This window comes from Actinoplanes sp. DH11, from assembly GCF_020873875.1.
In the GTDB taxonomy this organism is placed as follows: Bacteria; Actinomycetota; Actinomycetes; order Mycobacteriales; family Micromonosporaceae; genus Actinoplanes.
The window spans coordinates 19,742-46,424 of the sequence record NZ_JAHWGU010000004.1 but is presented as its reverse complement, the minus strand read 5'-3'; the positions used below and the strand labels follow the sequence as shown (position 1 = coordinate 46,424).

Sequence of the window (26,683 nt, the reverse complement as noted above, 5' to 3'; positions counted from 1 at the left end):
AGGGTTACCTTATTAGTGGAGGCCACGTTGGAGGGGTTCGCGTCCCCGCATCTGTTCTCCGGGTCCACCCTCGACGCGTACACGTCGAGTGTGTGGCACGCGTCGGCGCTGCTGGCGGACCGGGTGAAGAGGGTGCGGCAGCCGTACTCCGGTGCATCCGTCACCGAGTTGCAGGACCAGGTGGACGCCGTCGACCTGGACCGCCCGCTCGGTGACACCGGCGCCGCTTTGCACGAGGTCGCCCGGCTCTATCTGGACAACGCCATCTGGTTCCACGAACCGACCTACGTGGCGCACCTGAACTGCCCGGTGGCCATCCCGGCCCTCAGCGCCGAGGTCCTGATCTCCGCCGTCAACTCCTCCGTGGACACCTGGGACCAGAGCGCCACCGGCACCCTGATCGAGCGCCGGCTGATCGACTGGACCGCGGGCCGGATCGGTTTCGGCCCGGACGCGGACGGCATCTTCACCAGCGGCGGCACCCAGTCCAACCTGCAGGCGCTGCTGCTCGCCCGCGAGGAGACCCTGGCCGGCGTGCCCGAGCCGCGCGAGACCGCGATACCGCGGCTGCGGATCCTGGCCACCACCGAGAGCCACTTCAGCGTCAGCAAGTCCGCCGGCATCCTCGGCCTCGCCGCGGACGCCGTCGTCCCGGTCGCGACCGACGGCGACGCCCGGATGGACCCGGCCGCGCTGGCGGCGGCCCTCGACGCGGTACGGGCCGACGGCGGCATCCCGATGGCCGTGGTCGCCACCGCCGGCACCACCGACCTGGGCCGGATCGACCCGGTCGACGCCGTCGGTGCGATCTGTGCCGAGCACGGCGTCTGGTTCCACGTCGACGCCGCGTACGGCTGCGGTCTGCTCGTCTCCACCCGGCGCCGGCACCTGCTCGACGGCATCGAACAGGCCGACTCGGTGACCGTGGACTTCCACAAGAGCTTCTTCCAGCCGGTCAGCTCCAGCGCGATAGTGGTGCGCCGGGGGGAGACGATGCGCCGGATCGCGGTGCACGCGGACTACCTCAACCCGCGCACCGCCACCGTGCCGAACCAGGTCGACAAGAGCCTGCAGACGACGCGGCGGTTCGACGCGCTCAAACTCTGGATGACCCTGCGCACGATGGGCTCCGAGCAGATCGGCGAGATGTTCGACGCGGTGGTGGACCGGGCGCACGAGGCGTACCGCCAGATCCTCGCCGACGACGACTTCGAGGCACTCACCGAGCCGTCGCTGAGCACCGTGCTCTTCCGGTTCCGCCCGGCGGGCCTGACCCCGGCCGAGTGCGACGAACTGATGCCGAAGATGCGCCAGCGGCTTTTCCACGGCGGGCAGGCGATCGTCGCCGGCACCACCGTCGGCGGCCACTACTGGCTCAAGTTCACCCTGCTCAACCCGAACACCACGAACGACAACATCCGGAGTGTCCTGGACCTGATCCGGGAGATCGGCCGGGACGAGATGAACCAGCGCGACACCACCGCGGCGGTGATGGTCTGATGCACACCCACGATTTCGTCGCCATCGGCGTCGGCCCGTTCAACCTCGGCCTGGCCGCGCTCACGGCCGGCCTGCCCGACGTCGACGGTGTCTTCCTGGAGCAGCGGGCCGAGTTCGACTGGCACCCGGGCCTGATGCTGGACGGTGTCACGATCCAGGTGCCGTTCCTGGCCGACCTGGTCACGATGGCCGACCCGACGTCGAAGTTCTCGTTCCTCAACTACCTCAAGCAGGTGGGCCGGCTCTACCCGTTCTACATCCGGGAGAACTGGTACCCGCTGCGCGCCGAGTACAACGAGTACTGCCGATGGGTCGCCGGTCAGCTGCCGTCGATCAGGTGGAACACCCGGGTCGACACCGTCACCCACGACGGCGAGGCCTACCTGGTGCACACCGCCGGTGCCACCTTCCGGGCCCGCAAGCTGGTGCTCGGCATCGGCACCGAGCCGCGGGTGCCGGCTGCGGTGGACCAGGGTCCGTGGCTGCACAGCGCCGACTACCTGCCGAACAAGGAGCGGCTCCAGGGCCTCGACTCGATCACGGTGGTGGGTAGCGGGCAGAGCGCCGCCGAGATCTATCTCGACCTGCTGAACGACATCGAGACGTACGGCTACCACCTGAGCTGGATCACCCGGTCACCGCGGTACTTCCCGATGGAGTACACGAAGCTGACCCTGGAGATGACCTCGCCGGACTACATCCGGTACCACCAGGCGCTGCCCCTCGACGTGCGCGACCGGCTCGGCCGCGAGCAGCGCAACCTGTACAAGGGCATCAGCGGCGACCTGGTGGACGCGATCTACGACACGCTCTACGCCAAGAGCCTGCGCGGGCCGGTACCGACGACCCTGCTCACGAACACCGCCCTGGAGAACGTGATCTGGGACGCAGCGGAGCAGCGCTACACCCTGGCGCTGCACCACGCCGAGCAGGGCCAGTCGTTCACCGCCGGCACGCAGGGCCTGATCCTGGCCACCGGGTACGCACCCCGGGTGCCGTCCTTCCTGGATCCGGTGCGCGACCGGATCCGCTGGGACGCCCGGGGCCGCTTCGACGTCGCCGTCGACTACGCGGTCGACCTGGCCGGCAACGAGGTGTTCGTGCAGAACGCCGAGGAGCACACGCACAGCGTCAACGCCCCCGACCTCGGCATGGGCCCGTACCGCAACTCGGTGATCCTCAAGGGCATCACCGGCCGCGAGGTCTACCCGATCGAGGAGACCATCGCTTTCCAGCAGTTCGGCGCCCCCAAGGCCGACATCCCCAAGGCACTGGTGAAGTCGTGAGACTCGTACCCCTTGATCTTGACCGTGATCTGGACCTGCTGCATGCCTGGGTGACCCATCCGCGCTCGCACTTCTGGGGTCTGCAGGGCGCGAGCGTGGACCGGGTGCGCGACGAGTACCAGAAGATCGCCGCCAACCCGCACCACCACGCGTGGCTCGGGTCCGACGACGACGGCACGCCGCTGTTCCTCGCCGAGACCTACGACCCGGCGCACAGTGAGCTGGCGCAGCACTACGACGTGCGGCCCGGCGACATCGGCATGCACGTGCTTGTCGCGCCGCCGACCCGGGCACGCTCCGGGCTCACCTCGGCGGTGATGCGCGCGGTGCTGGACTTCTGCTTCGCCGACTCCCGCGTCGATCGCGTGGTCGTCGAACCGGACGTGCGCAACGAGGCGATCGCCCGGAAGAACGCCGAGGCCGGGTTCGTCGAGGAACGGCACGTCCAGCTGCACGACAAGGTGGCGCGGCTCAGCTTCTGCACGCGGGCCGCGTACGAGATGAGCGTCCCGCACCTGAACCCGGCCGCCATGGAACTCGCCCACCGGCGGCTGATCGCGAAGGCGATCGGCGAGTTCAGCCACGAGCGCCTGATCGAGCCGGTGCCCACCGGCGACGGCACCTACCGGTTCGGCGACGTCACGTTCACGGCCCGGCGGTACCCGCTGGAGCACTGGGTGGTGGACCCGGCCTCGCTCGGCGGGCCGCTCGACGCGCTCGACTTCATCGCCGGGCTCCGGGAGACCCTGGGCATCCCGGAGGAACTGCTCGGCACGTACCTGGAGGAGATCTCCGCGACCCTCGCCGGCACCGCCTGGAAGGTGACCCACCGGCGGGAGACGGCCGAGGAGCTGGTGCACGCGGACTTCCAGACCGTCGAGGCCGCGATGACCGAGGGACACCCCGGGTTCGTGGCGAACAACGGGCGGATCGGTTTCGGTCTCAAAGATCATGAGGCATACGCCCCCGAGGCGGGCCGGCCGGTGCGGTTGCGGTGGCTGGCCGTCCTGCGGACCGAGAGCATCTTCGTGTACGACGGTGACGAGCGCGAGCACTACCTGGCCGAGTTCGGCGCCGAGACGCTCGACCACTACGAGCGCCAGCTGCGGTCGAAGGGGCTGAACCCGGCGGACTACCGGTACCTGCCGGTGCACCCGTGGCAGTGGGAGCACAAGGTCGCCGTCACGTTCGCGCCCGAGGTGGCCCGCCGCGCGATCGTCCCGCTCGACGAGAGCACCGACCGTTATCGGGCACAGCAGTCGATCCGTACGTTCTTCAACATCGACCGGCCGGACCGGCACTACGTGAAGACCGCGATCGCGGTGCAGAACATGGGCTTCATGCGCGGGCTGTCGCCGAAGTACATGCGGGCCACGCCGCCGATCAACCAGTGGGTCGCGGACCTGGTGCACAACGACGAGGAACTGCGGGCCTGCGGTTTCCAGGTGCTACGGGAGCTGGCCGCGGCCGGTTACGTCGGCGACGCCTACCACCGGACGGGCACGCCGAGCGCGTACACCAAGATGCTCGCCGCCCTCTGGCGCGAGAGCCCGGTCCCGAAGCTCGCCGACGGCGAGCGTCTCGCCACGATGGCCAGCCTGCTGCACCGCGACCGGGACGGCAACGCCCTGGTCACCGCCCTGATTCGGGAGTCCGGGGTGAGCGCGGCGGAGTGGGTGTCGGCGTACTTCCGGGCCTATCTGCGGCCGATCGTGCACTGCCTGCTCGCGCACGACCTGGCGTTCATGCCGCACGGCGAAAACCTGATCATGGTGCTGACCGGCCATGTGCCGCGGCGGGTGTTCGTGAAGGACATCGGCGAGGAGGTGGCGGTGATGAGCGACCGGCCGCTGCCGCCCGAGGTCGAACGGATCCGGATGATCACCTCGGTCGAGCTGAAGGAACTGGCCCTCTTCACCGACGTCTTCGACGGGTTCCTGCGGCACCTCGCCGGGATCCTGGACGCCGACGGGGTGCTGACCTGGGCCGAGTTCTGGTCGCTCGCCGGCGACTGCGTCCGCGAGCACGCGAAGGACCACCCGTCCCTGGCCGGTCGGCTCGACCTGCTGCGGCAGTCCTTCGCGCACTCCTGCCTGAACCGGCTGCAGCTGCGCAACACGCTCCAGATGGTGAACATCGCCGACCAGGAGAGCTCGCTGATCTACGCGGGCGAGCTGGAGAACCCGATCTCGGCATGAAGGTCTACCGCGACGACTACGGCATCCCGCACCTGCGGGCCGGCTCGGTCCTCGAACTGGCCCACCTGCAGGGGCGGGTGACCGCCGCCGACCGGGGGCGGCAGCTGCACATCGAACGCCTGCGCTCGGAGGGCCGGCTCGCCTCCGAGGCGGGCCGGGACGAGCTCGGGTGGGACGTCTTCGCCCGCCGCGCCCGGCTCGACGACACCGCCCGCCGCTGCTTCGCCGGACTCAGCGACGAGACCCGGGCGTTCCTCGAGGCCTACGCGGACGGGGTCCGGGCCGGCGGCGTCGAGTGGCACCCGTGGTCGTCGCTCGGTGTCTTCCAGGTGCACCACATCCTGTTCGGGACGTTCCCCAACAAGATGTGGCGCGCGCACGTGGAACGCACCCTCGGCCCGGAAGCGGTGGCCTGGTTCGCGATCGAGGGCCCGAACGGCTCCGGCAGCAACGCCTGGGCGGTGCCCGGGGAGATCGCCGGCGACCCGCACCGCCTCCTCGAACTCCCCGGCGTCTACCAGCAGATCCGGCTGGCGTGCCCGGAGTTCGACGTGGCCGGGCTGACCTTCCCCGGCGTGCCCGGGGTGCAGCACTTCGGTCACGCCGGCTCGGTGGCCTGGGCGATCACCAACGCGATGGCCGACTACCAGGACCTCTACGTCGAGGACCTGCGCACCGGCGACGCGGGGGTCGAGGCCCGGGGCGCGACCGGCTGGGAGCCGGTGATCACGCTTCGGGAGACGATCGCGGTACGCGACGCCGAGCCCGTGGTGATCGACATCCTGGAGACCGCCCGCGGCCCGATCATCGACGGCACCCTCAGCCTGCGCACCCCGGCCCGGGTCGCCGCCGACCTCGGATTCGACGCCCTCCTGCCGCTGCTGCGCGCGTCCACCGTGGACGACGTGGCGGACGCGCTGTCCCGGTGGGTCGAACCGGTCAACAGCGTCCTCGTCGCCGACGACACCGGCCGGATCGTGCAGCTCACCGCCGGTCGGGTCCCGGTCCGCGACGACCGCAACAAGTGGGTTCCGGTGCCGGCCTGGGACCGGCGGTACGCCTGGCAACCCGGCTGGGCGCCGATGGCCCGCGCCGACGTGCCGGACGCGGTGAACGCCAACGACCGGCGGCCCGACACCGAGGCGCACGGCATCGACTTCGCGCCGCCGGCCCGGGCACGCCGGATCCGCACCCTGCTCGACGCCGGTGTGCCGCACGCCCTGATCCACATGGACACCTCGATGGCGGCGGACTCCGCCGAGGCCGGTCGGCACGAGGCCTGGCGTTCCGCGGTGGCCCGGGCCCTGTGGGAACGCCCGGAGCTCAAGCCGCTCTTCGAGGACTGCGGCCACGACCCGCTCTTCGCGCCCTGGACCGACCCGCGCGGACGCATCGGAAACGCCCTGGACGGCGTGCTCGCCGGGCTCGGGCTGGACCCGGCCGACCTCGCCGACCCGGCCGCCGCCCCCGCCGAACCGTGGGGCGAGCGGCACCTGCTGTACCCGATCCAGCTGCCCGGCCACGAGGTCCCGTTCCCGCGGACCCCCCTCGCCGGATCCCGGGACTGCGTGCTCAACACGTCGAGCGTCACCGGTGTCAGTGATCTGTGCCTGCGCGGGCCGGTCGCCCGGTACGTCTGGGACCTCGCCGACCGGGAACGCAGCCGGTGGGTGGTGCCGTTCGGCGCGGTCGACGACCCGGCGTCGCCGCACTTCCTGGACCAGCTGCCACTCTGGGCGGCCGGTTCGCTGGTCCCGCTGGTCACCGACTGGGACCGGCTCGAACTGGAGGAACAGCTGTGATCGTCTTCTCGGAGAAACTTCCCGGCCTCGGCGAACTCATCATGGTCCCGCTCGCACCGGCCGCACACGCTGCGGTCGTGCACGGCTGGGTGACCAAGCCGCGCAACAGGTACTGGGGGATGGGCGAGCACACCGTCCAGCAGGTCGAGGAGGTCTACACCTTCGTCGACGGCCTCGACACCCACCACGCGTACCTGCTGCTGCTCGACGACGCCCCGATCGGGATCTTCCAGACGTACGAGCCGGAACACGACCCGGTCGGCGAGTGCTACGACGTCCGGCCCGGCGACTTCGGTCTGCACCTGCTGCTGGACGCCGGCGACCGCGACCTGCCGCACGTGACGAGCGCGGTCTTCCCCGCCCTGCTGCGCCACCTGTTCGCCGATCCCGCCCACCAGCGGATCATCGCCGAACCGGACATCCGCAACGAGCGCATGATCACCCGCCTGCGACGGGAGGGTTTCAACCTCGGCCCGGAGATCGACCTCGGTCACAAGACCGCCCGCCTGACCTTCCTCGACCGCTCCCGCTTCGAGGCACGCACGGCCTAGGGTGACCGCTATGAAGTTCCGGGCGGAGTTGCAGCGGACCGGGGGGACCACCACCGGGTTCCAGGTGGCCGACGAAATCGTGGCCGCGCTCGGCGGTGGTGGGCGGCCGAAGGTGGTCGTGCGGGTGAACGGCTACGAGTTCCGGTCGTCGATCGCGAAAATGGGCGGGGAGTACTGGCTCGGCGTCAGCGCCGAGCGCCGGGCCGCGGCGGGCGTCGAGGGCGGGCAGAGCTACGACCTCGAGGTGGAGCTGGACAGCGCGCCGCGGACGGTGGAGACACCCGCCGACCTGGCCGCCGCGCTGGATGCGGAACCCGAGGCCAAGGCGTTCTGGGAGGGCCTGTCGGTCAGTAACCGGCGATGGCACGCCGAGCAGCTGACCTCGGCGCGGACCGACGAGACCCGGGCCCGGCGGCTGGCGAAGTCGCTCGGCCTGCTGCGCGCCGGCAAGGCGCGCTGAGGTCACGACGTCGGGCGGTACGCGAGCTCCGGGTCGAGCAGGGCCACCCAGTCCGGCCGGTAGGCGGGCAGCCGGCCGTCCATCTCCTCCTGCAGGTTGGTCCGCCACGGGCCGGAGACGCCGTCGTCGTGCCACCACGGCGGCCACGAGTCGTACCGCCGCTCCACCCGGACGCCCGTCGCGCTCGTCTCGATCCGCAGGTAGAGCCAGCGACCGTACCGCGGGTCGGACTCGGCGCGGCGCAGGGCGCGGACCAGCTCGGTGAGGCGGCGGAACGTCGCGAAGCGTTCCTCGCCGGGACGGTCGGCGGGTGGGTGCCCACCGGGCTGGGAGCTGAAGCTGGTGCCGTCCGCGTAGGCGAGCAGGGTGCAGCGGCCGTCGCCGTGCGGCGCGCGTTCCTGCAGCCAGCGGACCAGATCGTCGAGCTCGTCGGTGGCCGGTGGCGCGGGACGCCGCAGCTCGGTGGCGTCCCGCATGGCGGCCCAGACGAGGCGGTCGTGCTCGCCCTGGCTGAGCCGGCGGATCCGGCGCATCGGCGGCCGGCTGCCCGGCCGGATCCGGGGCGCCCTGGTGTCCGGGAGCAGCCCGGCCCGGGCCGCCACCCGCAGCGCCGCGTCGCCGTCCACGAGATCGCCGAGCAGCGCCGCGAGGTCGTCGGTGGTGAGCTCCGCCCGTACCGCCGCGTTGAGGACCCGCTCGCTCGCCGCCCGTGACCCGGAGGCCATCGCGCTCAGCGCGAGGACCGTGCTGTCCGCGGTGAGCAGCGGCGCCAGCAGGTCCGCCATGCCGTCGAGGAGACCGTCGCGGTAGCGCACGCGTGACCAGCGGCCGTTCTCGTGCCAGATCACGAAGCCCAGCCGCTCCGCCTCGGCGAGCGGGGAGAGCTCGTCCCACGGCAGCCAGTCGGGCGCGCCGGTGAGCAGGTCGAGCGGGGGATCGCTGTGCGTGGTGGCGCTGTGCTCGCGGTGATGGCCGTACACGACGGCCCGGCGGCCGTCCAGCAGCGCGAACCGTGCCCAGCCCGCGTCGCGGTCGTCGAGCGCGGCGCCACGGTCGTCGATCGACCAGACCGCGGGCTGGCCGATGCCGGTGAACGCGGCGCCCAGCGTGGCCCAGCGGGTCCAGAGCAGTCCGGGCGCGGGCAGGTCCACGTCGGTCAGCATCCGTCCACTGTGCCAAACCCGGGTGGGTGACCGTCACCCCCGGGTCCGGTCTCTTCCTTCAGCCGCGAGTTGCGGCTTCGTTGTCGCGGGGTGCGGTCCGGGTGCGGGGTGTCAGCCGGCCCGGGGGGCCGACGAAGGGAACGGTGGCCGCGGAACACCTGATCCGCAACGGCCGGACCTGAACCCCGACCCGGAAACGGATCATGCTTACCCACTTCTTCGGCATTCTCGGTGCCGCCCTGTCGATGTCCATCGCCTGGCCCCAGGTCTACCGGTCCTGCGTGCGCCGCCGCACCAGCGGCCTGTCGGCCACCGCCTGCAAGCTGGGTGTGGCCATGCCGATCGGCTGGGTGACCTACGGGCTGCTGATCGGTGATCCGTTCCAGATCGTCACCAATGTCGTCGCCGCCGGCACCGGCCTGGCGATCCTGGCCGCGCTGCTGCTCACGCAGCCGCAGCTGCGGACCCGCCGGGCGCTGCTGACCAGCGCCGCCATGGCCGGTGGCGTCCTGGTGGCGATCGCCGTCATCTCCGCGCTCGCCGCCCTGCCGCAGGTTTCCGGCCCGGCCGCCGCCGCGATGCTGGGCACGGTCCTCGCCACGGTCTCGTTCGTGTCGGCGATCCCGCAGCCGCTGGCCCTGCTCCGCAACCGCGACCAGGACCTCTCCGGCCTCTCGCCGCTGCGCTGGCGCCTGGCCGCGGCGGCGTGCGCCTCCTGGCTGGCGTACGGCCTGGGCACCGGCCAGCCGGCCGTCTGGGCGTCCGCGCTGGTGGGCCTGACCAGTTCGCTCGTCGTCTGCGCCGTGCTCTTCGCCCGCACCCCGCGCCGCGTCCGCGAGGTGTCCGCCGCCACGGTGTGCTGGCGGCACGACATCACCGTCCGCAGCCTGGCGATGGCCGGCATCTGACCCGTCCGCAGCCCGGCGACGGCCGGCATTCGATCGAGTTCGACAGCACGGGCCGGTTCCGCATCAGCGGGGCCGGCCCGTTCGCTGTGCCCCGACGTGGGGGCGCTGTTGTCCTGACCGGGACGCCGAGGGTGCCCGGGAGGTGACAGTGCTGGCCGTCACGGCCGGCGGGGCAGTTCCTCCTCGGCGGCGGCGAGCCAGTCGAGGGCGTACTCCAGGTCGGTCGCGGCGGCCCGCCGCCGGTACGAGTTGTCGGACCGGGCCGCCACCGCGCACCCCTCGAGTCGCCGGCGCAGCTCCGGGTAGAGATACGGATCGTCGATCACGGCGGGCGTGCCCGGCGCTCGGCGGGCCCGGGCGCGGCGCAGCCCCCGGGCCGCCGCCGTCACGGCCAGGACGGCGCCGAGCGCGACGGCTGTCGCGGCGGCGAGAACAGGGGGGTGGCTCGGGTCGCCGCCGCGGAGCAACAGGGTCGTGACCAGCGCGAGCCAGACGACCAGAAAGGCCGCAGGGACCCGGGGGACAACGACGGAACGCTGATGCCGCCGCGCCTGGGCCACCTCGTGACGGACCTGCCCGAGCCGCGCGAAACCGACCCGATCGGGCCGATCGGCGGCCCAATCCCGGCTCTGGGCGTCGGTGACGGCGGCCGCGAGCTCCCGCTCGATCCGGCGCAGCCGGGGCGCCGTCCGGCCGCCGAAGAGATCGTCGCGCCGGCCGCGGAACATCCCGCCGGACAGGCCGCCCTGCCGTCCGGAAGACGGGGATGAAGCGATCATCACGTCATCCCTTCGCCAGGTCGTCGAGGTATCGCTCCAGGCAGTCGACGGCCTGGCACAGCAGCAGATCGGCCTCGGCGAGGTGCCGCACCACCGGGTCGGCGTCCGCCACCACGCGCAGCTCCGCGGCACCCCACCGGCCGGAGCCGGCGCGCCGCAGGATCGTCGAGACCAGGCGCACCCGGGCGTGCAGCAGCGTCTCCGGCACGACGATCAGTCCCGGCCATCGGGGTGTGTGGCCGGGGACGGCCGGCACCGGCACCCGGGCGAGCCGCCGCCGGCCCACCGCGGTCCGCGCCCAGCGGCCGGCGGTGGGTGCGGCCGCGGCGAGCGCGACCAGGATCAGGGCGGCGATGATCAGCACGCCGGCGGTGCCGAGCCCGGCGGCCCGGGCAGCGGTCGCGGAGAGCAGCACCGCGCCGGCCGCCACCGCGGCCGCCACGACGGCCTGGACCGGCCCGGCGACCACGCCGGCCGCCTCGACCAGCACGGCGTCGGCGGCGGACAACCGGGTGCACGCCGAGCGGATCCAGAACTGCCCGATGTCACCGGCGTCGCTCACCTCGGTGAGGCCGTGCGACACCAGGGCGCGCACCGCGGTCAACTCGGTGTGCAGCGCGGTGCCCAGCATGTTCCGAGCCTCGCACCGATCGAGGCCGATGCGGATCCCTCGGTGGTGTCGTGTTTCAGCGCGTTCCGGTACCCAGCCAGGTGACGGCCTGCTCGGCGGTGGTGACGACGGGACCGGGCGGGAGAGCGGGGCGGTCCACCATCACGACCGGTACACCCAGCTCGCGGGCCGCCACCAGTTTCGCGTCCGGACCGCCACTGTCCTTCGTGACCAGCACGTCGATCCGGTGCGCCAGCATCAGCCGGCGCTCACCCTCCACATCGAACGGGCCGCGGTCGAGCAGCACCTGGAGCCGCTCCGGCACGACACCGTCCGGCGGTTCCACGGACCGCGCCAGGAACCAGCAGCCACCGAGCCCGGCGAACGTGGCGAGGCCCTGCCGGCCCGTCGTCAGGAACACCCGCCGGCCGATCCGGGGGAGGAACGCCGCGGCGTCGCCGAGGGACGCGACGCGGTGCCACACGTCGCCCGGCGCGGCGGTCCAGCCTGGTCTGCGCACCACCAGGCGGCGTACGCCCGAGGTCGCGCACGCCTCGGCGGCGTTGCCGGTCATCACCGCGGCGAAGGGATGGGTCGCGTCGATCAGGACGTCGGTCCGCTCGTCCCGCAGGTACGCCACCAGCCCGGCCACCCCGCCGAACCCGCCGATCCGCACCGCGCCGGCGGGCAGCAACGGGTCCCGGGTCCGCCCGGCCAGCGAGGTCGTCACCCGATGGCCGGCCGCGACGAGGAGCCCGGCCAGCCGGCGCGCGTCCGCCGTCCCGCCGAGCAGCAGCACCCTCATGGCCGGCAGCGGTCCGCCGAGTAGAGGTGGCTGTCCGGGAACTGTCCCGCGGTCAGCGCGGCACCCACCACGATCACCGCGGTCCGCTTGATCCCGGCGGCCCGCACCCGGGCGGCGATGTCGGCGAGCGTCCCGCGCACGATCAGCTCGTCCGGCCGGCTGGCCCGGGCCACCACCGCGACCGGGCAGTCCGCGCCGTAGTTGCCGACCAGCTCCGCCACCACCGCCTCGATCCGCTGCACCGCCAGGTGCAGCACCATCGTGGCCCGGCTCGCGCCGAGGGTGGCGAGGTCCTCGCCGGGCGGCATCGCGGTGGCCCGTTCCGCGGTCCGGGTGAGTATCACCGTCTGGGCCACCCCCGGAACCGTGAACTCGCGTCCCAGCGACGCCGCCGCCGCCGCGAAGGCCGGCACACCGGGCGTCACGTCGTACGGCACCCCGGCCGCGTCCAGCCGCCGCATCTGCTCGGCGACCGCGCTGAACACCGACGGGTCACCGGAGTGCAGCCGGGCCACGTCCTGCCCGGCCTCGTGCGCCGTCACCATCTCGGCGACGATCTCGTCGAGGGTCAGGTTCGCGGTGTCCACCAGCCGGGCGCCGGGCGGGCAGGCCTCCAGGAGTTCGACCGGCACCAGGCTGCCGGCGTAGAGGCAGACCGGCGCGGCGGCGATCAGCCGGTGCCCGCGCAGCGTGATCAGGTCGGCCGCGCCCGGGCCGGCGCCGATGAAGTGCACGGTCATCGCGGCACCACCGACCAGACGGTGACCGGCATGAACGACCGCCAGCCGGTGAAGCCGCCCACCGGCGAGCCGCGCTGCACGGTGAGCCGGGTCAGTTCGCCGCCGAGTCGCGCGTACCCGGCCGCGATCGCCGCCTCGGACTCGACGGTGACCGCGTTGGCGACCAGCCGGCCGCCGGGCCGCAACGCCGCGAGGCACCGGTCCAGGACTCCGTCGCCGGTCAAGCCGCCTCCTATGAAGATCGTGTCGGGTTGGTCGAGGCCGTCCAGCGCCTCCGGCGCGCGGCCGTGCACGACCCGCAGCCCGGGCACGCCGAGGGCGGCCGCGTTCGCGGTGATGGTGGCGACCCGGGTCGCGGAGGACTCGATCGCGATCGCCCGGCACGCCGGATGGCTGCGCATCCACTCGATGCCGATGCTCCCGGAGCCGCCGCCGACATCCCAGAGCAGCTGCCCGGGCACCGGGGCCAGGGCGGCGAGCGTCACGGCCCGCACCTCCCGCTTGGTCAGCTGGCCGTCACCCTCGTACGCCTCGTCGGGAAGCCCGGCCAGACCGGAGACCGGCGGCCCGTCGCCGAGCTCCACCCCGATCACGGCGAGCGGGTCGCCCGGCGGCATCGCCCAGCCGTCGGCGGTGCCGGCGACCACCCGCTCGGCCGGGCCGCCCAGCTGTTCCAGAACGGTCACCGCCGCCGACCCGTAGCCGCGTGCGGCGAGCAGTTCGGCGACCTCCGCCGGGGTGTGCGCGCCGGCGGCCAGCACCAGGATCCGCCGACCCGGGTTGAGCAGCCGGTTCAGCGTCGCGACGGGTGCCGTGACCAAGCTCACCACGTCGGTGCGGGCCAGATCCCAGCCGAGCCGGGCGGCCGCCAGCGACACCGACGAGGGGTGTGGCAGCACCCGGAGCCGGTCCGCGCCGAACAGCCGGACCAGCGTGGCGCCGATGCCGTGGAACATCGGGTCGCCGCTGGCGAGCACGCCGACGGATCGGCCGTGCTCTGCCTCGATCAGCCCGGGCAGGGCCGGGACCAGCGGGGACGGCCACGGCACGCGGCGTGCGGCCACCTCGGCGGGAAGCAGCTCCAGCTGCCGTGAGCTGCCGAGCACCACGTCGGCCGAGGCGAGAGCACGCCGGGCCGTACCGGAAAGGTCGGACCACCCACCGGCGCCGATGCCGATCACCGTGATCACGTCCGTCCCGTTCATGGGAAGAAACCTAGACGGCGGCACCTGACGCAGATTTTCCGGACCGGCATTGAGCCGACCGGAGCTCGCGCGCGTACCCATCCCTGACGGCTCCTCCGCCGACCGGGGCCGCCACGTCAGCCGCAGGGGTGGCAGACGCCGTGAGACGACTGCTGGACAGGTGAGGACGATGGCCATACCGGCCTTCCAGGATCAGCGTGAGCTGCCCGACGACGACGGATACTTCGCCAGCCTGCGCGACGAGGCCCGGCCCGGCTGGGACGAGCCCATGCCGTCCTGGCGCGAGCAGCAGTACGACCAGCAGCAGCAGTACGACCAGCAGCAGCAGTACGACCAGCAGCAGTACGACGAGCAGCCGGCGGAGTCGTACCGGCAGGACCCCTACCGGCCGGCGGCCTCGTACCAGCCCGCGGACCCGTACCAGCCCGCCGACCCCTACCGGCGCGGCGACATCGTGGTGGAGTCGCTCACCGACCCCAGCGGGTGGAAGGCCGGCACCGGCTTCCCGATCGCGGACGACCGCCCACCGGCCGAGGCGACAAGCGGCAACCGGCTGCTCACCGTGCTGCTGTTCTTCTCCGGCCTGGCCACCAGCGTCGCCCTCTGGCTCTTCAACACCCAGGCCGGTGCGGTCGGCGACACCACCAGCCTGATGCTCGCGGCCGGCCGGATCACCGGCCTGATCGGCGGTTACCTGCTCTTCATCCAGCTGCTCATGATGAGCCGGGTCTCCTGGCTCGAGGAGTGGGTCGGCTCGCGTGACCTGCTGCGCTGGCACCGCTGGCTCGGCACCTCGCTGCTGGCCATGGTGGTCGCGCACATCGTCTTCATCGTCTACGCCTACTCGCTGACCGCCGGCACCGGCGTCGTCGACCAGGCCTGGACCGTGATCACCACGTTCCCGGAGATGATCAGCGCCACCGTCGCGACAGTGATGCTCGTGGTGATCGCGCTGGTCTCGATCCGGTTCATCCGCAACGTCCTGCCGTACGAGCTCTGGCACCTGATCCACCTGACCAGCTACGGGGTGCTGCTCCTCGGGTACGGGCACCAGATCGCCGCCGGCGCCGACATGAGCGGCCGGTTCGCGTCCGTCTTCTGGCCGGCCCTGGGCTGCCTCACCCTCGCCGCCCTGATCTGGGGCCGGGTGGTCGAACCGGTCTGGCTCAACGCCCGGCACCGGTTCACCGTCGCCGAGGTCGTCAGCGAAGGTGCCAACACGTTCTCGATCTACATCGAGGGCAAGCGCCTCGAGAAGATCCCGGTGCAGGCCGGCCAGTTCATGCGGTGGCGGTTCCTGACCGCGAACGGCTGGTGGCAGTCGCACCCGTTCTCCCTGTCCGCGGCGCCGAACTCGCAGTGGCTGCGGCTCACCGTGACGATCGCCGGGGGGCACACCGCGAAGCTGGCCACGATGCGGCCGGGCACGCCGGTCTGGGCGGAAGGTCCCTTCGGCACGTTCACGGCGCAGCGGCGTACCCGTCGCCGGGCACTTCTGATCGCCGGCGGCAGCGGCATCGCGCCGATCCGGGCCCTGCTCGAGGACATGCCGGCGGACACCATCGTGATCTACCGGGCGAGCCGCCCCGAGGAGCTGGTGTTCCGCGCCGAGCTGGAGGAACTGGCCGAGCAGCGGGACGCGTGGGTGCGCTACATCGTCGGCTCCCGCACCGATCCCGGCCCGCAGCGGCTCTTCACCCCGGAGGGCCTGCGCGGCCTGGTGCCGGACGTGAACCGGCGCGACGTCTACCTGTGCGGCCCGCCCGGGCTGGTGAACGCGGCGGTCGGCACGCTGCGCCGGCTCGACGTGCCGGACAGCCAGCTGCACCTCGACCCGTTCGAATTCTGACCCCTTCCTCTCCTCACGACTGGAGTTCTCGCGATGCGACGTAGTACCGCAGCAGCCGTCGGCACCCTCACCGGCGCGGCCCTGATCCTCGGGGTGCGCCTGAGCGTGCAGCCGCCGGACGCCCCGGTCGCCACGGCGCCGGTCTCGCAGGAGGCGCCCGCGGACGGCGACGGTGGTGGCGAGCAGGAGGCTGCCGCCGAGCCCGAGGCCACGGCCAGCAAGAAGCCCGCCAAGAAGAAGGAGTCGGATGACTCCTCCTCCGCCGAGAAGCCCGCCGAGGAGGAGAAAAAGGAGGAGGAGGCCGGGCTCAAAGCCGGCACCTACAAGGGCAAGGCCGTGCAGAACGAGTACGGCACCGTCCAGGTCACCATCAAGGTCAGCGGCGGGAAGATCTCGGCGGCGGACGCGACGTACCCGACGAGCGGCTTCAGCGGGACGATCAACCCGAACGCGGTGAAGAAGCTCAGCGAAGCCACCCTCGCGGCACAGAGCGCCCAGGTCGACGCGGTGTCCGGCGCGACTGCCACCAGCGGCTCCTACGTCGACTCCCTCCAGGCGGCCCTGGACAAGGCCGGCGCGTAGGGTCAGGCTTCGTGCGCCACGTCGAACATGTGATGGGTACGGTCGTCAGCATCGAGCTGCCCGACGACTCCGCCGGGCCGGAACTCATCGCGTCGACCTGTGCCTGGCTGCACGAGGTGGACGCCCGGTTCAGCACCTACCGCGACGACAGCGAGGTCTGCCGGTTCCGCCGCGGCGAGATCGCCCTCGACGACTGCTCAGCCGACCTCCGGCACGTGCTCGACCGGTGCGCCGACCTGTGGCGCGAGACCGACGGCTACTTCGACGCGTACGCGGGCGGGCAGCTCGACCCGTCCGGCTACGTCAAGGGCTGGTCCGTCGAGGTGGCCTCGCAGCGCCTCCACGACGCCGGCTCCGGGCGGCACTACCTGAACGCCGGCGGGGACATCCGGATGCGTGGCGCCGGGCCGTCCGGCGGTCCCTGGCGGGTCGGTGTCCGGCACCCCTGGGAGGCGGACAAGCTGAGCTGGGTGCTGGCGCTCACCGACGGGGCGGTGGCCACCTCGGGGACGTACGAGCGGGGCGCCCACATCATCAACCCGCGCACCGGGAAACCGGCGACCGGCCTGCGATCGGTCACCGTGACCGGCCCCGACCTGGCACTCGCCGACGCGTACGCCACCGCAGCCCTCGCCATGGGGGAAGCCGGCCTGGCCTGGCTCGCCAAGAAGGCCGCCGAAGGGTACGAATCGGCCGCCGTCACCGACGACGGCCGCGCCTTCACGTCCCCCGGCCTGCCGGTGGCGTGACCGCCGCGCCGCCCCGCCCGGCCGCCGCCTCTACGAGCGGCACGGGTTCCGCGAGACCGCGCCGTACTCCCTCGGGATGGCCCGCGCCCTCCCCTGATTTCTGCTCATGCCCCCGTGGCCGGCCGCTGGGCGCCCGGCCACGGGCCCGGTGCCGCCGCGCCGTCCGCCGCCGAGGTCACCTCGGTCCGGTAGACGGTGAGGCCACGCGCCCGGTAGTTCGCCAGCGCCGCCGGGCCGTCCAGGCTGCACGTGTGCACCCAGACCCGGCTGATCGCCGTCTGGTGCGGCCAGCGGCCGGCCAGATCCCAGGCCCGGCGCAGCACCTCGGTCAGCAGGTGACCACCGATGCCCTGCCCGGCGAACTGGGGCAGCAACCCGAAATACGCGATCTCCACCTCACCTGGCCGTCGCCCGTCCAGCTCCGCGTAGCCGGCCGGGGTGCCCCGCACCGACGCCACCCAGGTCTCCACGCCCGGCGCCGACAGCCAGTCCTGCCACTGCGGCCACGCCCAGGCCAGCCGATCCGTCCAGAACCAGTCACCACCCACCGCCGTGTAAAGGAAACGGTTCAGCTCCGGACTGGGCAGCTCCGCCCGCCGCACCTCCACCGGCACCGCCGGCTCGCGGCCCGGCCGGACCTGCGCGACATCACCCTGCTCGAGATACCAGGTAATCAGCTCCACGCGCCGATCCTCGTGCGTTTGCCCAGGTGACGACACGCCGGGGTACCCCGGTTTGGCGAGTGGCTCGGTGACCGGCTAATGTTTTCTCCGTCGCCGGGGGAAACACCGGGGGCGTGCGGACGTAGCGCAGCTGGTAGCGCATCACCTTGCCAAGGTGAGGGTCGCGGGTTCGAATCCCGTCGTCCGCTCGGAGCGGCCTGTTCACGGGGCCACCTCGGTGGAGTGGCCGAGAGGCGAGGCAACGGCCTGCAAAGCCGTGTACACGGGTTCAAATCCCGTCTCCACCTCGCACCTTCAGGGCGATTGGCGCAGCGGGAGCGCGCTTCCTTGACACGGAAGAGGTCACTGGTTCGATCCCAGTATCGCCCACGAAACTGGGGCTGGATTGTGTTCGCGTGACGCGCTCACCTTCCAGCCTCGTTCTATTTGCGCGACTTCGTCGCGCGGGCGAGGGCTTCGCCACCCGCACCCCCTTGCCTCTGGTCACCCTGGTTGCCTTCGGTCGCCTGGCCTGGTCGCCCTGGTTGCCTTCGGTTGGCTGGCGGGGTCGCCCTGGTTGCCTTCGGGTCCCTGGGCGGGGTCGCTCTGGTTGCCTTCGGTTGCCTGGCTGGGGCGCCCTGACCTTTGTCGGCTCGGCGCCCTGTTGCACCCCGATCGCCGTCCAGCCGATGCCGCCCGCGCATCAACTCGGTTCTCTTCGTTTCCACGCCGGTGGCGCCGGGCACGCCGCCGGTGCCGAGATGTTGATCTGCTAGCGCTACGAAATCGCTGTGATCAAGGGGTTAAGACCGCGATTTCGCAGCGCTAGCAGATCAACACCGCAGGGTGGACCCACCGCAGCCGCCCGCGGCGCGGGCCTCTCCAGCCTTTGTTGCTCCGGTGACCTCCCGAGCGCTCACATGCCTCGCTGATCCAAGGGCCTGGCACGCCCCGGGTTGCGTTGTTGGTCACTCCCGGCGGCCAGGGGGGTGTGGGTGGCGTGAACTCTTTTCCGGCGAGTGACGGATAACAGGTGTCACTCTGCTCTGGAAGGACGGTTCATGCAGCACAGCACCGAACCGGACGACGTCGCGCTGATCCGTGGGGATTTCGCGGCCCTGTTCGACCGGCATGCCGCGCACATCCATCGCTATCTGGCCCGGCGTCTCGGTGATCAGCAGGCCGACGACCTGGTCGCCGAGACGTTCCTGGTCGCGTTCCGGCGGCGCGGCACGTTCCGCGCGGGTCAGCGGGACGCGCGGCCGTGGCTCTACGGGATCGCCACCCATCTGGTCGCCCAGCATCGCCGTGCCGAACTCCGGCGGTTGCGGCTGCACCGGGCCGTCCCGCGGGAGCCGGACACCACCTGTCACGCCGACCGGGTGGCCGCCGATGTCACCGCGGCCGCGCTGCGCGATGTGCTCACCTCGGCCCTGGCCGACCTGGGCGACGGCGACCGCGATGTGCTGCTGCTCGTGGTGCAGGAGGAACTGACGTACGAGCAGGTCGCGGCCGCGCTCGCCATCCCGGTGGGCACGGTGCGGTCGCGCCTGCACCGGGCCCGGACCCAGCTGCGTGCCGCGCTGGGCGGCAGCAATCCGCTGAACACCGCCGAGGAGGGGATTCGTCATGGATGAGATCACGCTGGTCCGGGAACTGGGCGCGGAGACGCCGCTGCCGTCACCGGAACGCCTCAGCCGGGCGCGGACGGCCCTGCTGTCGGAGGTGGCGCCCCGGCGCAAGCGGCGCCGGCTGACGGTGGCGGGGCTGGCCGCGGCGGCCGTCGCCGCGGTGACGATCCCGGTCGTGGTGCTCCCGGCCGTGCAGACCGCGCAGACCACGCCGAGCACCCCGGCCACGACCCCGGCCACGGCGGGCACGGCGACGCGGGTGCCGGAGATGACGGCCGTCGCCGCGTTCCTCGATCAGGCCGCCACTGTCGCGGCCGGTGACCCGGAGACGGTTCCCCGCGACGACCAGTACCTCTACTACCGCACCGTCGGCCGGATCGGCACGCTCCACGAGACCTGGCTGTCCATCGACGGCGAGCACGACAACCGGAGCCGTGACCAGAACGGGAACTACCGCATCTCGCCGGGCTGTCGCAACAACCGGACGACGGCGGACGACGGGAGGACCGTTGTCGGCTGCGAGCCGGTGCGGCGCTACCGGCCGGACATGCCGACCGAACCGGCCGCCATGGCCGGCTGGATCAGGGATTACGTCCGTGCCGAGGCCGGCGACGCCCAGGCCGGCGACCTGGGCAGGTACGTCGGTGTGCTCGCCTACCAGTTCTGGATGCGGCCGGCGCAGCGGGCGGCTCTCTACCGGGCGATCGGGCTGCTCGACGGGGTCCGGCTGGTCGAGGGAGTGACGGACGTGCAAGGCCGCGAGGGTGTGGGCGTGGCGTGGGCCGGGCCGGGTGACACGGCGGAGCGCGTGGTCTGGATCTTCGACCCGGGAACCCATCGGCTGGTGGGCACCGCGGACTGGCTGATCGACCGGGTCGCGGTGGTGGACACGCTGCGCGAGAAGGGCTGAACGGCCGGATCGCGAGGTCACCGGTGTGGTGACCTCGCGATCGGCGTCCGCTCAGGTGGCGGTTGTGCGCCGACGGAGGCGCGTGACGGCCTAGAACGTGGTGAACGACCACGTCTGGTTGATCGCGTTGGCGCAGCCGTAGATGGCGGCCCGCGCGCCGGCGGCGGTGCTGGCACCGTCGATGCCCAGGCACATCCCGGTGTTCTTGCGGTTCTTCAGATAGAACTCCGTGCTGTTGATCCAGGAGACGAGCCAGTCCTGGTCGAAACTGCCGGAGGGGTTGACGATGACCGCGGACGTGTTGGAGGCGGTGCTGGCGCCCGAGGTACCCATGTTCCGGTTCACGCCGAAGTTCCAGAGCGTGGTGTATCCGGCGTCGTTGACGAGGGTCCAGCCCTGCAGATTGTTGGCGCTGGCGTTCTGCTGGCGGACGATGGCGTTGTTGGACGAGCTGCTGGGCTGCAGGTACTTGCCCGACTTCTTGTTCTTCACCGCGAGCGGCGCCAAGGCCGAGCTCTTCGACTGGGAGACGGCCGCCGACCTCGAGACCGTGTTCCGGTCGTCGGACGCCGCTTGCGCGGCGGCCGGGCTGAGGGTGGCCGCCAGTGCCGCGGTCACCGCGACCGCAACCGCTGACCTCATGAATCTGTTGCGCATGGTGTCTCCTCCCCGTGGCCACTCGGTTGCTCCGAGTGAGCTCCTGACGCAGAGTGGCAGACTCACCAACACCTTGCAATCACCCTTTTAGAACGAGGTTCACCGATGTAACAAAAAGACGTTCATGAATTGTTTAATGGATGATCTCGGCCCGATTTCAGGGTGCTGAGATCGCCTTTCGCCAGGCCCGGGCCATGGCGCGCCGCAGCACGCACAGGCACGGATCGACGATCTGACGGCTGCCGGGCGGCTCGTAGGTGCTCGCGGCTGAGATCCGTTGCGGTGCGGATCGGCGGCAGGTCCCCGGTGGGTCTATCGGCCATCTACCAGCTGGAATGTGGCGGGAAGGCCAGCGACTGGTCGATGGCGGGAGCCGCGGATGCCGGCTCAGCCGGCGCCGCTCCGCGGCCGGGGACCGAGAACAATCAGGCCCGCGGCGGTGTCCGGGGCCGGGCGGCCGGGCGGTCGTCCGGTGGACGCCGCACTGTTCTCGCGGCAGCCGGCGCGGCGGCATCAGCGGGCAGGTCTCCGATCGTATGCGACCGCTGGAACGGTGTTGGAAGGCCATGCGCGATCCGCTTCGAAAAGGCGCGGAATGCAAATCTCTGCGCCTTTTCAATGCGGTCGCGCCGACCGGGAACGATCAGAAGTTCAGCGTGGCCAAATGCGGTAAGAGTGCGGATAGGTGACTCCACGCGCCAGGCACGTGTGCTCGCGGCAGCGGGCAAAAGCGGCAACCGCGGAGCCACCGGTGTGGTGACCCCGCGGTTCGGCGTCCGGTCAGTTGGCGGCGTGCGCCAGGGCCCGCTCCACCGGGGCCGGGCGGCCCAGGTAGAAGCCCTGGCCCAGCGGAACCCCGCAGGCCAGCAGGGCGTCCCGCTGCGGTGCCGTCTCGATGCCCTCGGCGATCAGCGTGCAGTCGTGTGACTGGGCGAAGGTGACCAGGGAGCGGATCGCTGCCTGCCGGGCCTCGCTGGTGGTGATCTCGGTCAGCGCGGCCGGGTTGAGCTTGAGGAAGGCCGGCTTCAGCTGCTCGATCCGGGCCAGGCTGTCGTATCCGGCGCCGGCGTCGTCGACCGCGATCCGGACGTTCGGGGGCAGGTTCTCCAGGTCCGCGCGGTCGGCGTCGTGCACCTCCAGGACGATCGGGCGGTTCGTCTCGGCGAGCAACTGTGCCAGCTCACCGGTGCGGCGCAGCAGTTCCGGCGAGACGTTCAGGGAGAGCCAGGCGCCGTCCGGGAGGGTGCCGGCGGAGGCGAGCGCGGCCCGGATCAGGGCGGCGTCCAGGTCGATGTGCAGACCCTGCCGTTCCGCGGCGGCCAGGCCGCCCTGGGGGGTGCTGCCGTCGGCGAACCGGGTCAGCGCCTCGTAGCCGGCCACGTCGCCGGAGTCCAGGTCGAAGATCGGCTGGAAGACGGTGAAGAAGGTGAACTCCTCGAACGAGCTGGACCCGGTGCCGGCGGTCCGGCGGGTGGCGCCCGGCGCCGCCGGGGTGTTGCGGACCGCGACCATGCCGGCCGAACCGGCCTCGCCGCCGTAGTGCAGTACGGACGCCCAGTCGCCGATCGCGCCGGCGGTGGCCCGGGCCTCGGCGTGGCCGCCGGCGGCCGGGGTCGCGCCCGCCTTGGCGCTGTGCTTCGCGGTGATGGCCGGCTTCCGCTTGGCGGTGACCGGGCGGTACAGCCAGTCACGGACGTGGGTGAGCAGGTCCACCACGGTGTTGCCGAGACCGACGAAAGCGATCATGGCGTACAGGGAGAGGACCAGGTTGATCACCGCGAAGGCCAGGTTCGACCACTGGTGCAGCTGGACGTCACGCACGACCGTGTAGGCACAGAGGGCGATCAGGGCGAGCGGCGCGATCAGGTACGAGGTCGCCGCGGTGGTCCGGTTGCGTACCTTGGGTGTCCGCTTGAACTGGCTCTTCTCGCCGGTCAGCAGCTGGAGCAGGGACGCGAAGCTGCCGGAGAGGTTGACCGGCAGCAGGATCAGGTTGAAGCCGTAGATCCGCAGCACGTCGGAGCGCTTGTACCCGAGGTGCTTCAGGTCGGCGCTCATCATCATGAAGTACGGGACCGAGACCAGCAGCAGAACCGGGTTGAGCAGGTCGGCGTTGAACGGGTACGCCAGCATGATCACCAGGCAGATGGAGCTCCAGAAGATCGAGGCCATGTAGTTGACCCGCAGGAACAGCTCGCCGAACCGGTTCTTCTGCCCCCGGCCCGACTTGGCCCGGAACTGGTCCTTCAACCGGGACAGGATCAGCAGGCCGCCGTTCGCCCAGCGCTGCCGCTGGATGCAGAGCGAACCGAAGTCCGGCGGGGTGGCGCTGTAGGCGAGCCGCTCCGGGTAGTTGTACAGCGTCCAGCCGTGCACCCCGAGGTCGATCGTCGATTCGGTGTCCTCGATGACCGTACGGTCCTGGATGTAGCGCTTGATCTCCCAGTCGCCCTCGAAGGCGACCTCGCAGATGTCGTCCAGGGCCTTCTTGCGCAGCACCGCGTTCGCGCCGACCCAGAACGTGGCGCCGTAGTGCGTCATGCCCTGGTGCACGATGTGCTGGATGTCGGTGGTGGCGCCGGAGATCCGCTCGATCCGGGTGGCCGAGCCGGGGAACGCGCTGTACGGCGTCTGCGCCACCGCGTCCCGGGCGTGCGCGCTCTGTTCGAGCAGGTGCACCAGCCGCAGGGCGTACTCCGGCAGCAGCACGCTGTCGGCGTCCAGGGTGAGCACGTAGTCCGGGTTCGGGATGGTGAGCTGGGCACGGCCGGGCCGCGCCGAGACGAGCGCGACACCCAGCGGGGTGCTGACCTCCTGGTAACTGCCGCCCATCAGCCCGATGTAGCTGTTCAGGTTCATCGCCTTGTTCGGCTCGCTCGACAGCGACACGTACCGCTTGCGCTCGAAGCCGGTCACCGACACACCGAAGATGGCCAGCAGGCGGCGGTAGAGCTGGACCAGCCGCTCGGCCGGGACGGTGGCCTCCTCCTCGGCCCCCTGTTCCAGCGCGCCGGCGATGGTGCCCAGGTCACCGGCGAGCCGGTTCACGATGTGCTCGACGAAGAAGACGTCGGTGTGGTCGACCATCTCCTGCCGCCGGCCGAGCCCGTAGAGCCAGCCCGCCGCGAACCGGTACTCGGCGGCGAGGGCACGCATGTCGCCGAGAGTGACGGTACGGGTGTCCCCGTACCCCTGCTCGAACCGCTCGTAGGCCGCCTGCACGCGGGTGAACGGGACGGCCAGCTCGGCCTCGATCGCACCGGGCAGGGCCCGCGCGCCGAGCAGCATGTCCCGCGCGGCCCGGGTCCGGGGCTGCTGCGGGTCGTCGATGAGCAGCACGACCCGCAGGTCCGGGTACTCCTGGAGGGCGGCGGACAGCAGCGTCGTACGGATGACCCGCTCGTCCTCCTGGTAGGAGGGGACCAGGACGGTGACCGCCGGGGTCTCGCCGGCCAGGAACGGGTCCAGGGCGATCCGCGGCGCCCGACGGTGCGACCGGCTGCGGTAGAAGAAGCCGATCCGGGTGATCAGGTACGCCATCGCCGAGGCGGTCAGCGCCGTGATCACCAGCATGTACACGATCGCCTCGACCGCGAGCCGCGCGGTGTTCGCCTTACCGACGATGAACTGCTCGAACACCGTGTAGGCCAGATATCCGGCCCAGACGGCGATGGTCAGTACGATCGCCAGCCGGCCGCGGGCGATCCGTCCCTCGGAGACCGGCGGCGGCACGAGGGGATGGGGATCCGACCGATGGTCGGCTCCCCATTGGCGCGGACCTTCCGGTCTGCGCTGTTCCGCCGCATTGCGCTGCATGAAAGCCCCTCACTCGTGTCGCCGTGCCTGCCGGTCTCGTGTTCCATCGGCTGCGGCTCGGGAGCTTGAAGGTTTCCGGCGGCACCCTTCAGCCGGCGCGGTTGCTGCCGATGCTCAGGGACAGCGGGCGAGGCCCGTCGACGACCCCGGCGAACGAGAGGGCCCCCATGCTGACCGATCGAGCGAACCCGCCGACCGCGCGGGTGGAGCACGACGATCCGCTCGCTGATCCGGACTGGCAGGAACCGGACCAGCCGCAGCGCCGGCTGTCCTGGCTCCGGGTCGGCTTCCTGGCCCTGCTGGTGGGAGCGATCGGCACCGGCGGCACCCTGGGCGTGATGCATCTGCGGGAGACTGCCGGCCCGACCGCCAAGTCGTGGGCCGTGCCGTACGTGGACGTGACGCTCACCCCGACCTTCCAGTTCCAGGACCCGGCGGCGAACCCGGCGAACAACGTGGCGCTGGGCTTCGTGGTCGCCGACCCGTCCGACGGGTGCGCGCCGAGCTGGGGTGGGGCGTACACGCCGGACGAGGCGGCGGCGTCGCTGGAGCTGGACCGCCGGATCGACCAGCTGCGCTCCGCCGGTGGCAACGTGATGCTCAGCGTCGGCGGCCTGACGAACACCGAGCTGGCGGTGGCCTGCACGGATCAGGCGCGCCTGACCGACGCCTACCGGCAACTGATCAAGCGGTACGGGCTGACCACGCTCGACCTGGACATCGAAGGCACCGCCGTGGCCGACCGGGCGTCGCTGCAGCGGCGGGCGGCGGCGCTGAGGACACTGCAGGCCGAGCAGACCGCGGCCGGCAGCGAGCTGACCGTGTGGATGACCCTGCCGGTGAGCCCGAGCGGCCTCACCGCTGACGGCCTCGCCGCCGTCCGCACCACCCTGGAGGGCGGCGTCGCGCTGCGCGGGGTGAACGTGATGACCATGGACTTCGGTTCCGCGCAGAGCTCCGAACCGGACATGCTGGAACTCTCCACGAGCGCACTGGAGGCCACCCACAAGCAGCTCTCCGACCTCTACCTGCGGCTCGGCGTACAGCTGACGTCGCCGCAGGTCTGGTCCCGGATCGGCGCGACCCCGATGATCGGCCAGAACGACGTGGACGCCGAGCGGTTCACCGTCGAGGACGCCCGGGGCCTCGCGACCTTCGCGGTGGACAAGGGCCTCGGCCGGGTCTCGATGTGGTCGGTGAACCGGGACGCACCCTGCAAGGGCACCTTCACCAACGTGGTGGTCCACTCCAACACGTGCAGCGGCGTACCGCAGGAGAAGCTCGCCTTCTCGACCATCTTCGCCGGCCTGCCGGGCAGCACCGACGCCTCCGGCCGTGAGTCGATCACGATGCCGGCCCAGGCGGCCGTCGTCGACGACCCGAAGACCAGCCCGTACCCGGTGTGGCGCCTGACCGCCCAGTACGTCGCCAACTACAAGGTCGTCTGGCACGGCGTGGTCTACGAGGCCAAATGGGCCAACCAGGGGTACGACCCGTCCGCCGACGGCGACTCCGGGACGCCCAGCCCGTGGTCGGTGATCGGGCCGGTCACCAAGACCGACACGGCGCCCAGCCCGAGCCCGCTGGTGACCGGCGTGACCGCCGCGTGGGACGCGAAGAAGTCCTACATCCGCGGTGACCGCGTGCTCTTCGAGGGCCTGCCGTACCAGGCACGCTGGACGACGCAGGGTGACGCGCCCTCCACCGAGTTCCCGATCAGCCCGGACGAGCCGTGGCAGCCGCTCTTCGCGGTGCCGGGGGAACCGGTCACCGGCTGACCGTCGCCGGCGGCCCGGGGTCGTCGGCTCATTCTCCGCGGA

22 protein-coding genes and 3 tRNA genes are annotated in these 26,683 nt (G+C 71.7%); 16 read left to right on the top strand and 9 right to left on the bottom strand.

Annotation, left to right across the window (positions count from 1 at the left end; all coding sequences use genetic code 11):
* Positions 1 to 15 precede the first annotated feature (15 nt).
* The 6 genes from LPA41_RS07330 to LPA41_RS07300 are packed head-to-tail and all read left to right on the top strand — an operon-like array spanning position 16 to position 7,797.
* A complete protein-coding gene (locus tag LPA41_RS07330) occupies positions 16 to 1,500 on the top strand; it encodes an aspartate aminotransferase family protein (protein WP_374238123.1) in 1,485 nt (494 codons plus the stop codon).
* Positions 1,500 to 2,786, top strand: coding sequence for a lysine N(6)-hydroxylase/L-ornithine N(5)-oxygenase family protein (locus LPA41_RS07325; RefSeq protein ID WP_229069178.1), 1,287 nt, complete (start codon positions 1,500 to 1,502; stop codon positions 2,784 to 2,786). Before LPA41_RS07330 ends, LPA41_RS07325 begins: the two co-directional genes overlap by 1 nt.
* Positions 2,783 to 4,984, top strand: coding sequence for a GNAT family N-acetyltransferase (locus LPA41_RS07315; protein WP_308036519.1), 2,202 nt, complete (start codon positions 2,783 to 2,785; stop codon positions 4,982 to 4,984). Before LPA41_RS07325 ends, LPA41_RS07315 begins: the two co-directional genes overlap by 4 nt.
* Positions 4,981 to 6,786, top strand: coding sequence for a penicillin acylase family protein (locus tag LPA41_RS07310; RefSeq protein ID WP_229069177.1), 1,806 nt, complete (start codon positions 4,981 to 4,983; stop codon positions 6,784 to 6,786). The genes LPA41_RS07315 and LPA41_RS07310 overlap by 4 nt, the downstream gene beginning before the upstream one ends.
* Positions 6,786 to 7,337: a GNAT family N-acetyltransferase gene (locus LPA41_RS07305; RefSeq protein ID WP_229069450.1), complete on the top strand. Its 552-nt coding sequence runs from the start codon at positions 6,786 to 6,788 to the stop codon at positions 7,335 to 7,337. Before LPA41_RS07310 ends, LPA41_RS07305 begins: the two co-directional genes overlap by 1 nt.
* A gap of 10 nt (positions 7,338 to 7,347) precedes the next feature.
* Positions 7,348 to 7,797: a YdeI/OmpD-associated family protein gene (locus LPA41_RS07300; protein WP_229069176.1), complete on the top strand. Its 450-nt coding sequence runs from the start codon at positions 7,348 to 7,350 to the stop codon at positions 7,795 to 7,797.
* A gap of 2 nt (positions 7,798 to 7,799) precedes the next feature.
* Here LPA41_RS07300 and LPA41_RS07295 read toward each other — a convergent pair whose 3' ends face one another.
* Positions 7,800 to 8,960, bottom strand: a complete 1,161-nt coding sequence (locus LPA41_RS07295) for a hypothetical protein (RefSeq protein WP_229069175.1) — start codon at positions 8,958 to 8,960, stop codon at positions 7,800 to 7,802.
* Positions 8,961 to 9,163: 203 nt separating this feature from the next.
* Between LPA41_RS07295 and LPA41_RS07290 the strand changes: the two genes are divergently transcribed.
* Positions 9,164 to 9,868, top strand: a complete 705-nt coding sequence (locus LPA41_RS07290; RefSeq protein ID WP_229069174.1) for a SemiSWEET transporter — start codon at positions 9,164 to 9,166, stop codon at positions 9,866 to 9,868.
* Positions 9,869 to 10,026: 158 nt separating this feature from the next.
* Here LPA41_RS07290 and LPA41_RS07285 read toward each other — a convergent pair whose 3' ends face one another.
* Genes LPA41_RS07285 through cbiE form a run of 5 tightly spaced genes read right to left on the bottom strand, consistent with a single transcriptional unit; the run spans position 10,027 to position 14,007 of the window.
* Entirely contained in the window at positions 10,027 to 10,647 is a 621-nt protein-coding gene (locus tag LPA41_RS07285) for a hypothetical protein (RefSeq protein WP_229069173.1), read from the bottom strand.
* Between the two features lie 4 nt (positions 10,648 to 10,651).
* Entirely contained in the window at positions 10,652 to 11,278 is a 627-nt protein-coding gene (locus LPA41_RS07280) for a hypothetical protein (RefSeq protein ID WP_229069172.1), read from the bottom strand.
* 55 nt (positions 11,279 to 11,333) lie between these two features.
* The gene (locus LPA41_RS07275; protein WP_229069171.1) at positions 11,334 to 12,062 is read right to left on the bottom strand and encodes a cobalt-precorrin-6A reductase; all 729 of its coding nucleotides are present in this window, start codon (positions 12,060 to 12,062) and stop codon (positions 11,334 to 11,336) included.
* Positions 12,059 to 12,802 carry a precorrin-4 C(11)-methyltransferase gene (gene cobM / locus LPA41_RS07270; protein ID WP_229069170.1) on the bottom strand — a complete coding sequence of 248 codons (744 nt, stop codon included), beginning with the start codon at positions 12,800 to 12,802 and terminating at the stop codon, positions 12,059 to 12,061. The genes LPA41_RS07275 and cobM overlap by 4 nt, the downstream gene beginning before the upstream one ends.
* Complete coding sequence (gene cbiE / locus LPA41_RS07265; protein ID WP_229069169.1) at positions 12,799 to 14,007, bottom strand: precorrin-6y C5,15-methyltransferase (decarboxylating) subunit CbiE; 1,209 nt, start codon at positions 14,005 to 14,007, stop codon at positions 12,799 to 12,801. The genes cobM and cbiE overlap by 4 nt, the downstream gene beginning before the upstream one ends.
* A gap of 169 nt (positions 14,008 to 14,176) precedes the next feature.
* Between cbiE and LPA41_RS07260 the strand changes: the two genes are divergently transcribed.
* Genes LPA41_RS07260 through LPA41_RS07250 form a run of 3 tightly spaced genes read left to right on the top strand, consistent with a single transcriptional unit; the run spans position 14,177 to position 17,187 of the window.
* Positions 14,177 to 15,856, top strand: coding sequence for a ferric reductase-like transmembrane domain-containing protein (locus LPA41_RS07260; RefSeq protein WP_229069168.1), 1,680 nt, complete (start codon positions 14,177 to 14,179; stop codon positions 15,854 to 15,856).
* Between the two features lie 33 nt (positions 15,857 to 15,889).
* The gene (locus LPA41_RS07255; protein WP_229069167.1) at positions 15,890 to 16,438 is read left to right on the top strand and encodes an FMN-binding protein; all 549 of its coding nucleotides are present in this window, start codon (positions 15,890 to 15,892) and stop codon (positions 16,436 to 16,438) included.
* Between the two features lie 32 nt (positions 16,439 to 16,470).
* A complete protein-coding gene (locus LPA41_RS07250) occupies positions 16,471 to 17,187 on the top strand; it encodes an FAD:protein FMN transferase (RefSeq protein WP_229069449.1) in 717 nt (238 codons plus the stop codon).
* A gap of 104 nt (positions 17,188 to 17,291) precedes the next feature.
* Here the strand turns inward: LPA41_RS07250 and LPA41_RS07245 are convergent, their stop codons facing one another.
* Positions 17,292 to 17,870, bottom strand: a complete 579-nt coding sequence (locus LPA41_RS07245) for a GNAT family N-acetyltransferase (protein ID WP_229069166.1) — start codon at positions 17,868 to 17,870, stop codon at positions 17,292 to 17,294.
* Positions 17,871 to 17,985: 115 nt separating this feature from the next.
* Between LPA41_RS07245 and LPA41_RS07240 the strand changes: the two genes are divergently transcribed.
* The 5 genes from LPA41_RS07240 (at position 17,986) to LPA41_RS07220 (ending at position 20,390) form a co-directional block, all read left to right on the top strand.
* A tRNA-Gly gene (locus LPA41_RS07240) sits at positions 17,986 to 18,058 on the top strand.
* Positions 18,059 to 18,086: 28 nt separating this feature from the next.
* Positions 18,087 to 18,157: transfer RNA gene (locus LPA41_RS07235), tRNA-Cys, on the top strand.
* 10 nt (positions 18,158 to 18,167) lie between these two features.
* Positions 18,168 to 18,239 (top strand) — tRNA-Val (locus LPA41_RS07230).
* Between the two features lie 671 nt (positions 18,240 to 18,910).
* The gene (locus LPA41_RS07225) at positions 18,911 to 19,486 is read left to right on the top strand and encodes an RNA polymerase sigma factor (RefSeq protein ID WP_229069165.1); all 576 of its coding nucleotides are present in this window, start codon (positions 18,911 to 18,913) and stop codon (positions 19,484 to 19,486) included.
* Complete coding sequence (locus tag LPA41_RS07220) at positions 19,479 to 20,390, top strand: CU044_5270 family protein (RefSeq protein ID WP_229069164.1); 912 nt, start codon at positions 19,479 to 19,481, stop codon at positions 20,388 to 20,390. Before LPA41_RS07225 ends, LPA41_RS07220 begins: the two co-directional genes overlap by 8 nt.
* A gap of 90 nt (positions 20,391 to 20,480) precedes the next feature.
* Here the strand turns inward: LPA41_RS07220 and LPA41_RS07215 are convergent, their stop codons facing one another.
* Together LPA41_RS07215 and LPA41_RS07210 are read right to left on the bottom strand one after the other, a co-directional pair.
* Positions 20,481 to 21,047, bottom strand: a complete 567-nt coding sequence (locus LPA41_RS07215) for an RICIN domain-containing protein (protein ID WP_229069163.1) — start codon at positions 21,045 to 21,047, stop codon at positions 20,481 to 20,483.
* A 780-nt stretch (positions 21,048 to 21,827) separates the two neighbouring features.
* Complete coding sequence (locus tag LPA41_RS07210) at positions 21,828 to 24,779, bottom strand: EAL domain-containing protein (protein ID WP_229069162.1); 2,952 nt, start codon at positions 24,777 to 24,779, stop codon at positions 21,828 to 21,830.
* Between the two features lie 251 nt (positions 24,780 to 25,030).
* Here LPA41_RS07210 and LPA41_RS07205 point away from each other — a divergent pair, with 251 nt between their 5' ends.
* Complete coding sequence (locus LPA41_RS07205; protein ID WP_229069161.1) at positions 25,031 to 26,641, top strand: chitinase; 1,611 nt, start codon at positions 25,031 to 25,033, stop codon at positions 26,639 to 26,641.
* Positions 26,642 to 26,683: the final 42 nt, after the last annotated feature.

What these genes read in the sequence shown, in the direction of transcription:
- LPA41_RS07325 (WP_229069178.1), top strand. Translation starts at nt 1,500, where the DNA reads ATGCACACCCACGATTTCGTCGCCATCGGCGTCGGCCCGTTCAACCTC.
- LPA41_RS07310 (WP_229069177.1), top strand. Translation starts at nt 4,981, where the DNA reads ATGAAGGTCTACCGCGACGACTACGGCATCCCGCACCTGCGGGCCGGC.
- LPA41_RS07300 (WP_229069176.1), top strand. Translation starts at nt 7,348, where the DNA reads ATGAAGTTCCGGGCGGAGTTGCAGCGGACCGGGGGGACCACCACCGGG.
- LPA41_RS07295 (WP_229069175.1), bottom strand. Translation starts at nt 8,960, where the DNA reads ATGCTGACCGACGTGGACCTGCCCGCGCCCGGACTGCTCTGGACCCGC.
- LPA41_RS07290 (WP_229069174.1), top strand. Translation starts at nt 9,164, where the DNA reads ATGCTTACCCACTTCTTCGGCATTCTCGGTGCCGCCCTGTCGATGTCC.
- LPA41_RS07285 (WP_229069173.1), bottom strand. Translation starts at nt 10,647, where the DNA reads ATGATCGCTTCATCCCCGTCTTCCGGACGGCAGGGCGGCCTGTCCGGC.
- LPA41_RS07280 (WP_229069172.1), bottom strand. Translation starts at nt 11,278, where the DNA reads ATGCTGGGCACCGCGCTGCACACCGAGTTGACCGCGGTGCGCGCCCTG.
- LPA41_RS07275 (WP_229069171.1), bottom strand. Translation starts at nt 12,062, where the DNA reads ATGAGGGTGCTGCTGCTCGGCGGGACGGCGGACGCGCGCCGGCTGGCC.
- cobM (WP_229069170.1), bottom strand. Translation starts at nt 12,802, where the DNA reads ATGACCGTGCACTTCATCGGCGCCGGCCCGGGCGCGGCCGACCTGATC.
- cbiE (WP_229069169.1), bottom strand. Translation starts at nt 14,007, where the DNA reads ATGAACGGGACGGACGTGATCACGGTGATCGGCATCGGCGCCGGTGGG.
- LPA41_RS07260 (WP_229069168.1), top strand. Translation starts at nt 14,177, where the DNA reads ATGGCCATACCGGCCTTCCAGGATCAGCGTGAGCTGCCCGACGACGAC.
- LPA41_RS07255 (WP_229069167.1), top strand. Translation starts at nt 15,890, where the DNA reads ATGCGACGTAGTACCGCAGCAGCCGTCGGCACCCTCACCGGCGCGGCC.
- LPA41_RS07250 (WP_229069449.1), top strand. Translation starts at nt 16,471, where the DNA reads ATGGGTACGGTCGTCAGCATCGAGCTGCCCGACGACTCCGCCGGGCCG.
- LPA41_RS07225 (WP_229069165.1), top strand. Translation starts at nt 18,911, where the DNA reads ATGCAGCACAGCACCGAACCGGACGACGTCGCGCTGATCCGTGGGGAT.
- LPA41_RS07220 (WP_229069164.1), top strand. Translation starts at nt 19,479, where the DNA reads ATGGATGAGATCACGCTGGTCCGGGAACTGGGCGCGGAGACGCCGCTG.
- LPA41_RS07215 (WP_229069163.1), bottom strand. Translation starts at nt 21,047, where the DNA reads ATGCGCAACAGATTCATGAGGTCAGCGGTTGCGGTCGCGGTGACCGCG.
- LPA41_RS07205 (WP_229069161.1), top strand. Translation starts at nt 25,031, where the DNA reads ATGCTGACCGATCGAGCGAACCCGCCGACCGCGCGGGTGGAGCACGAC.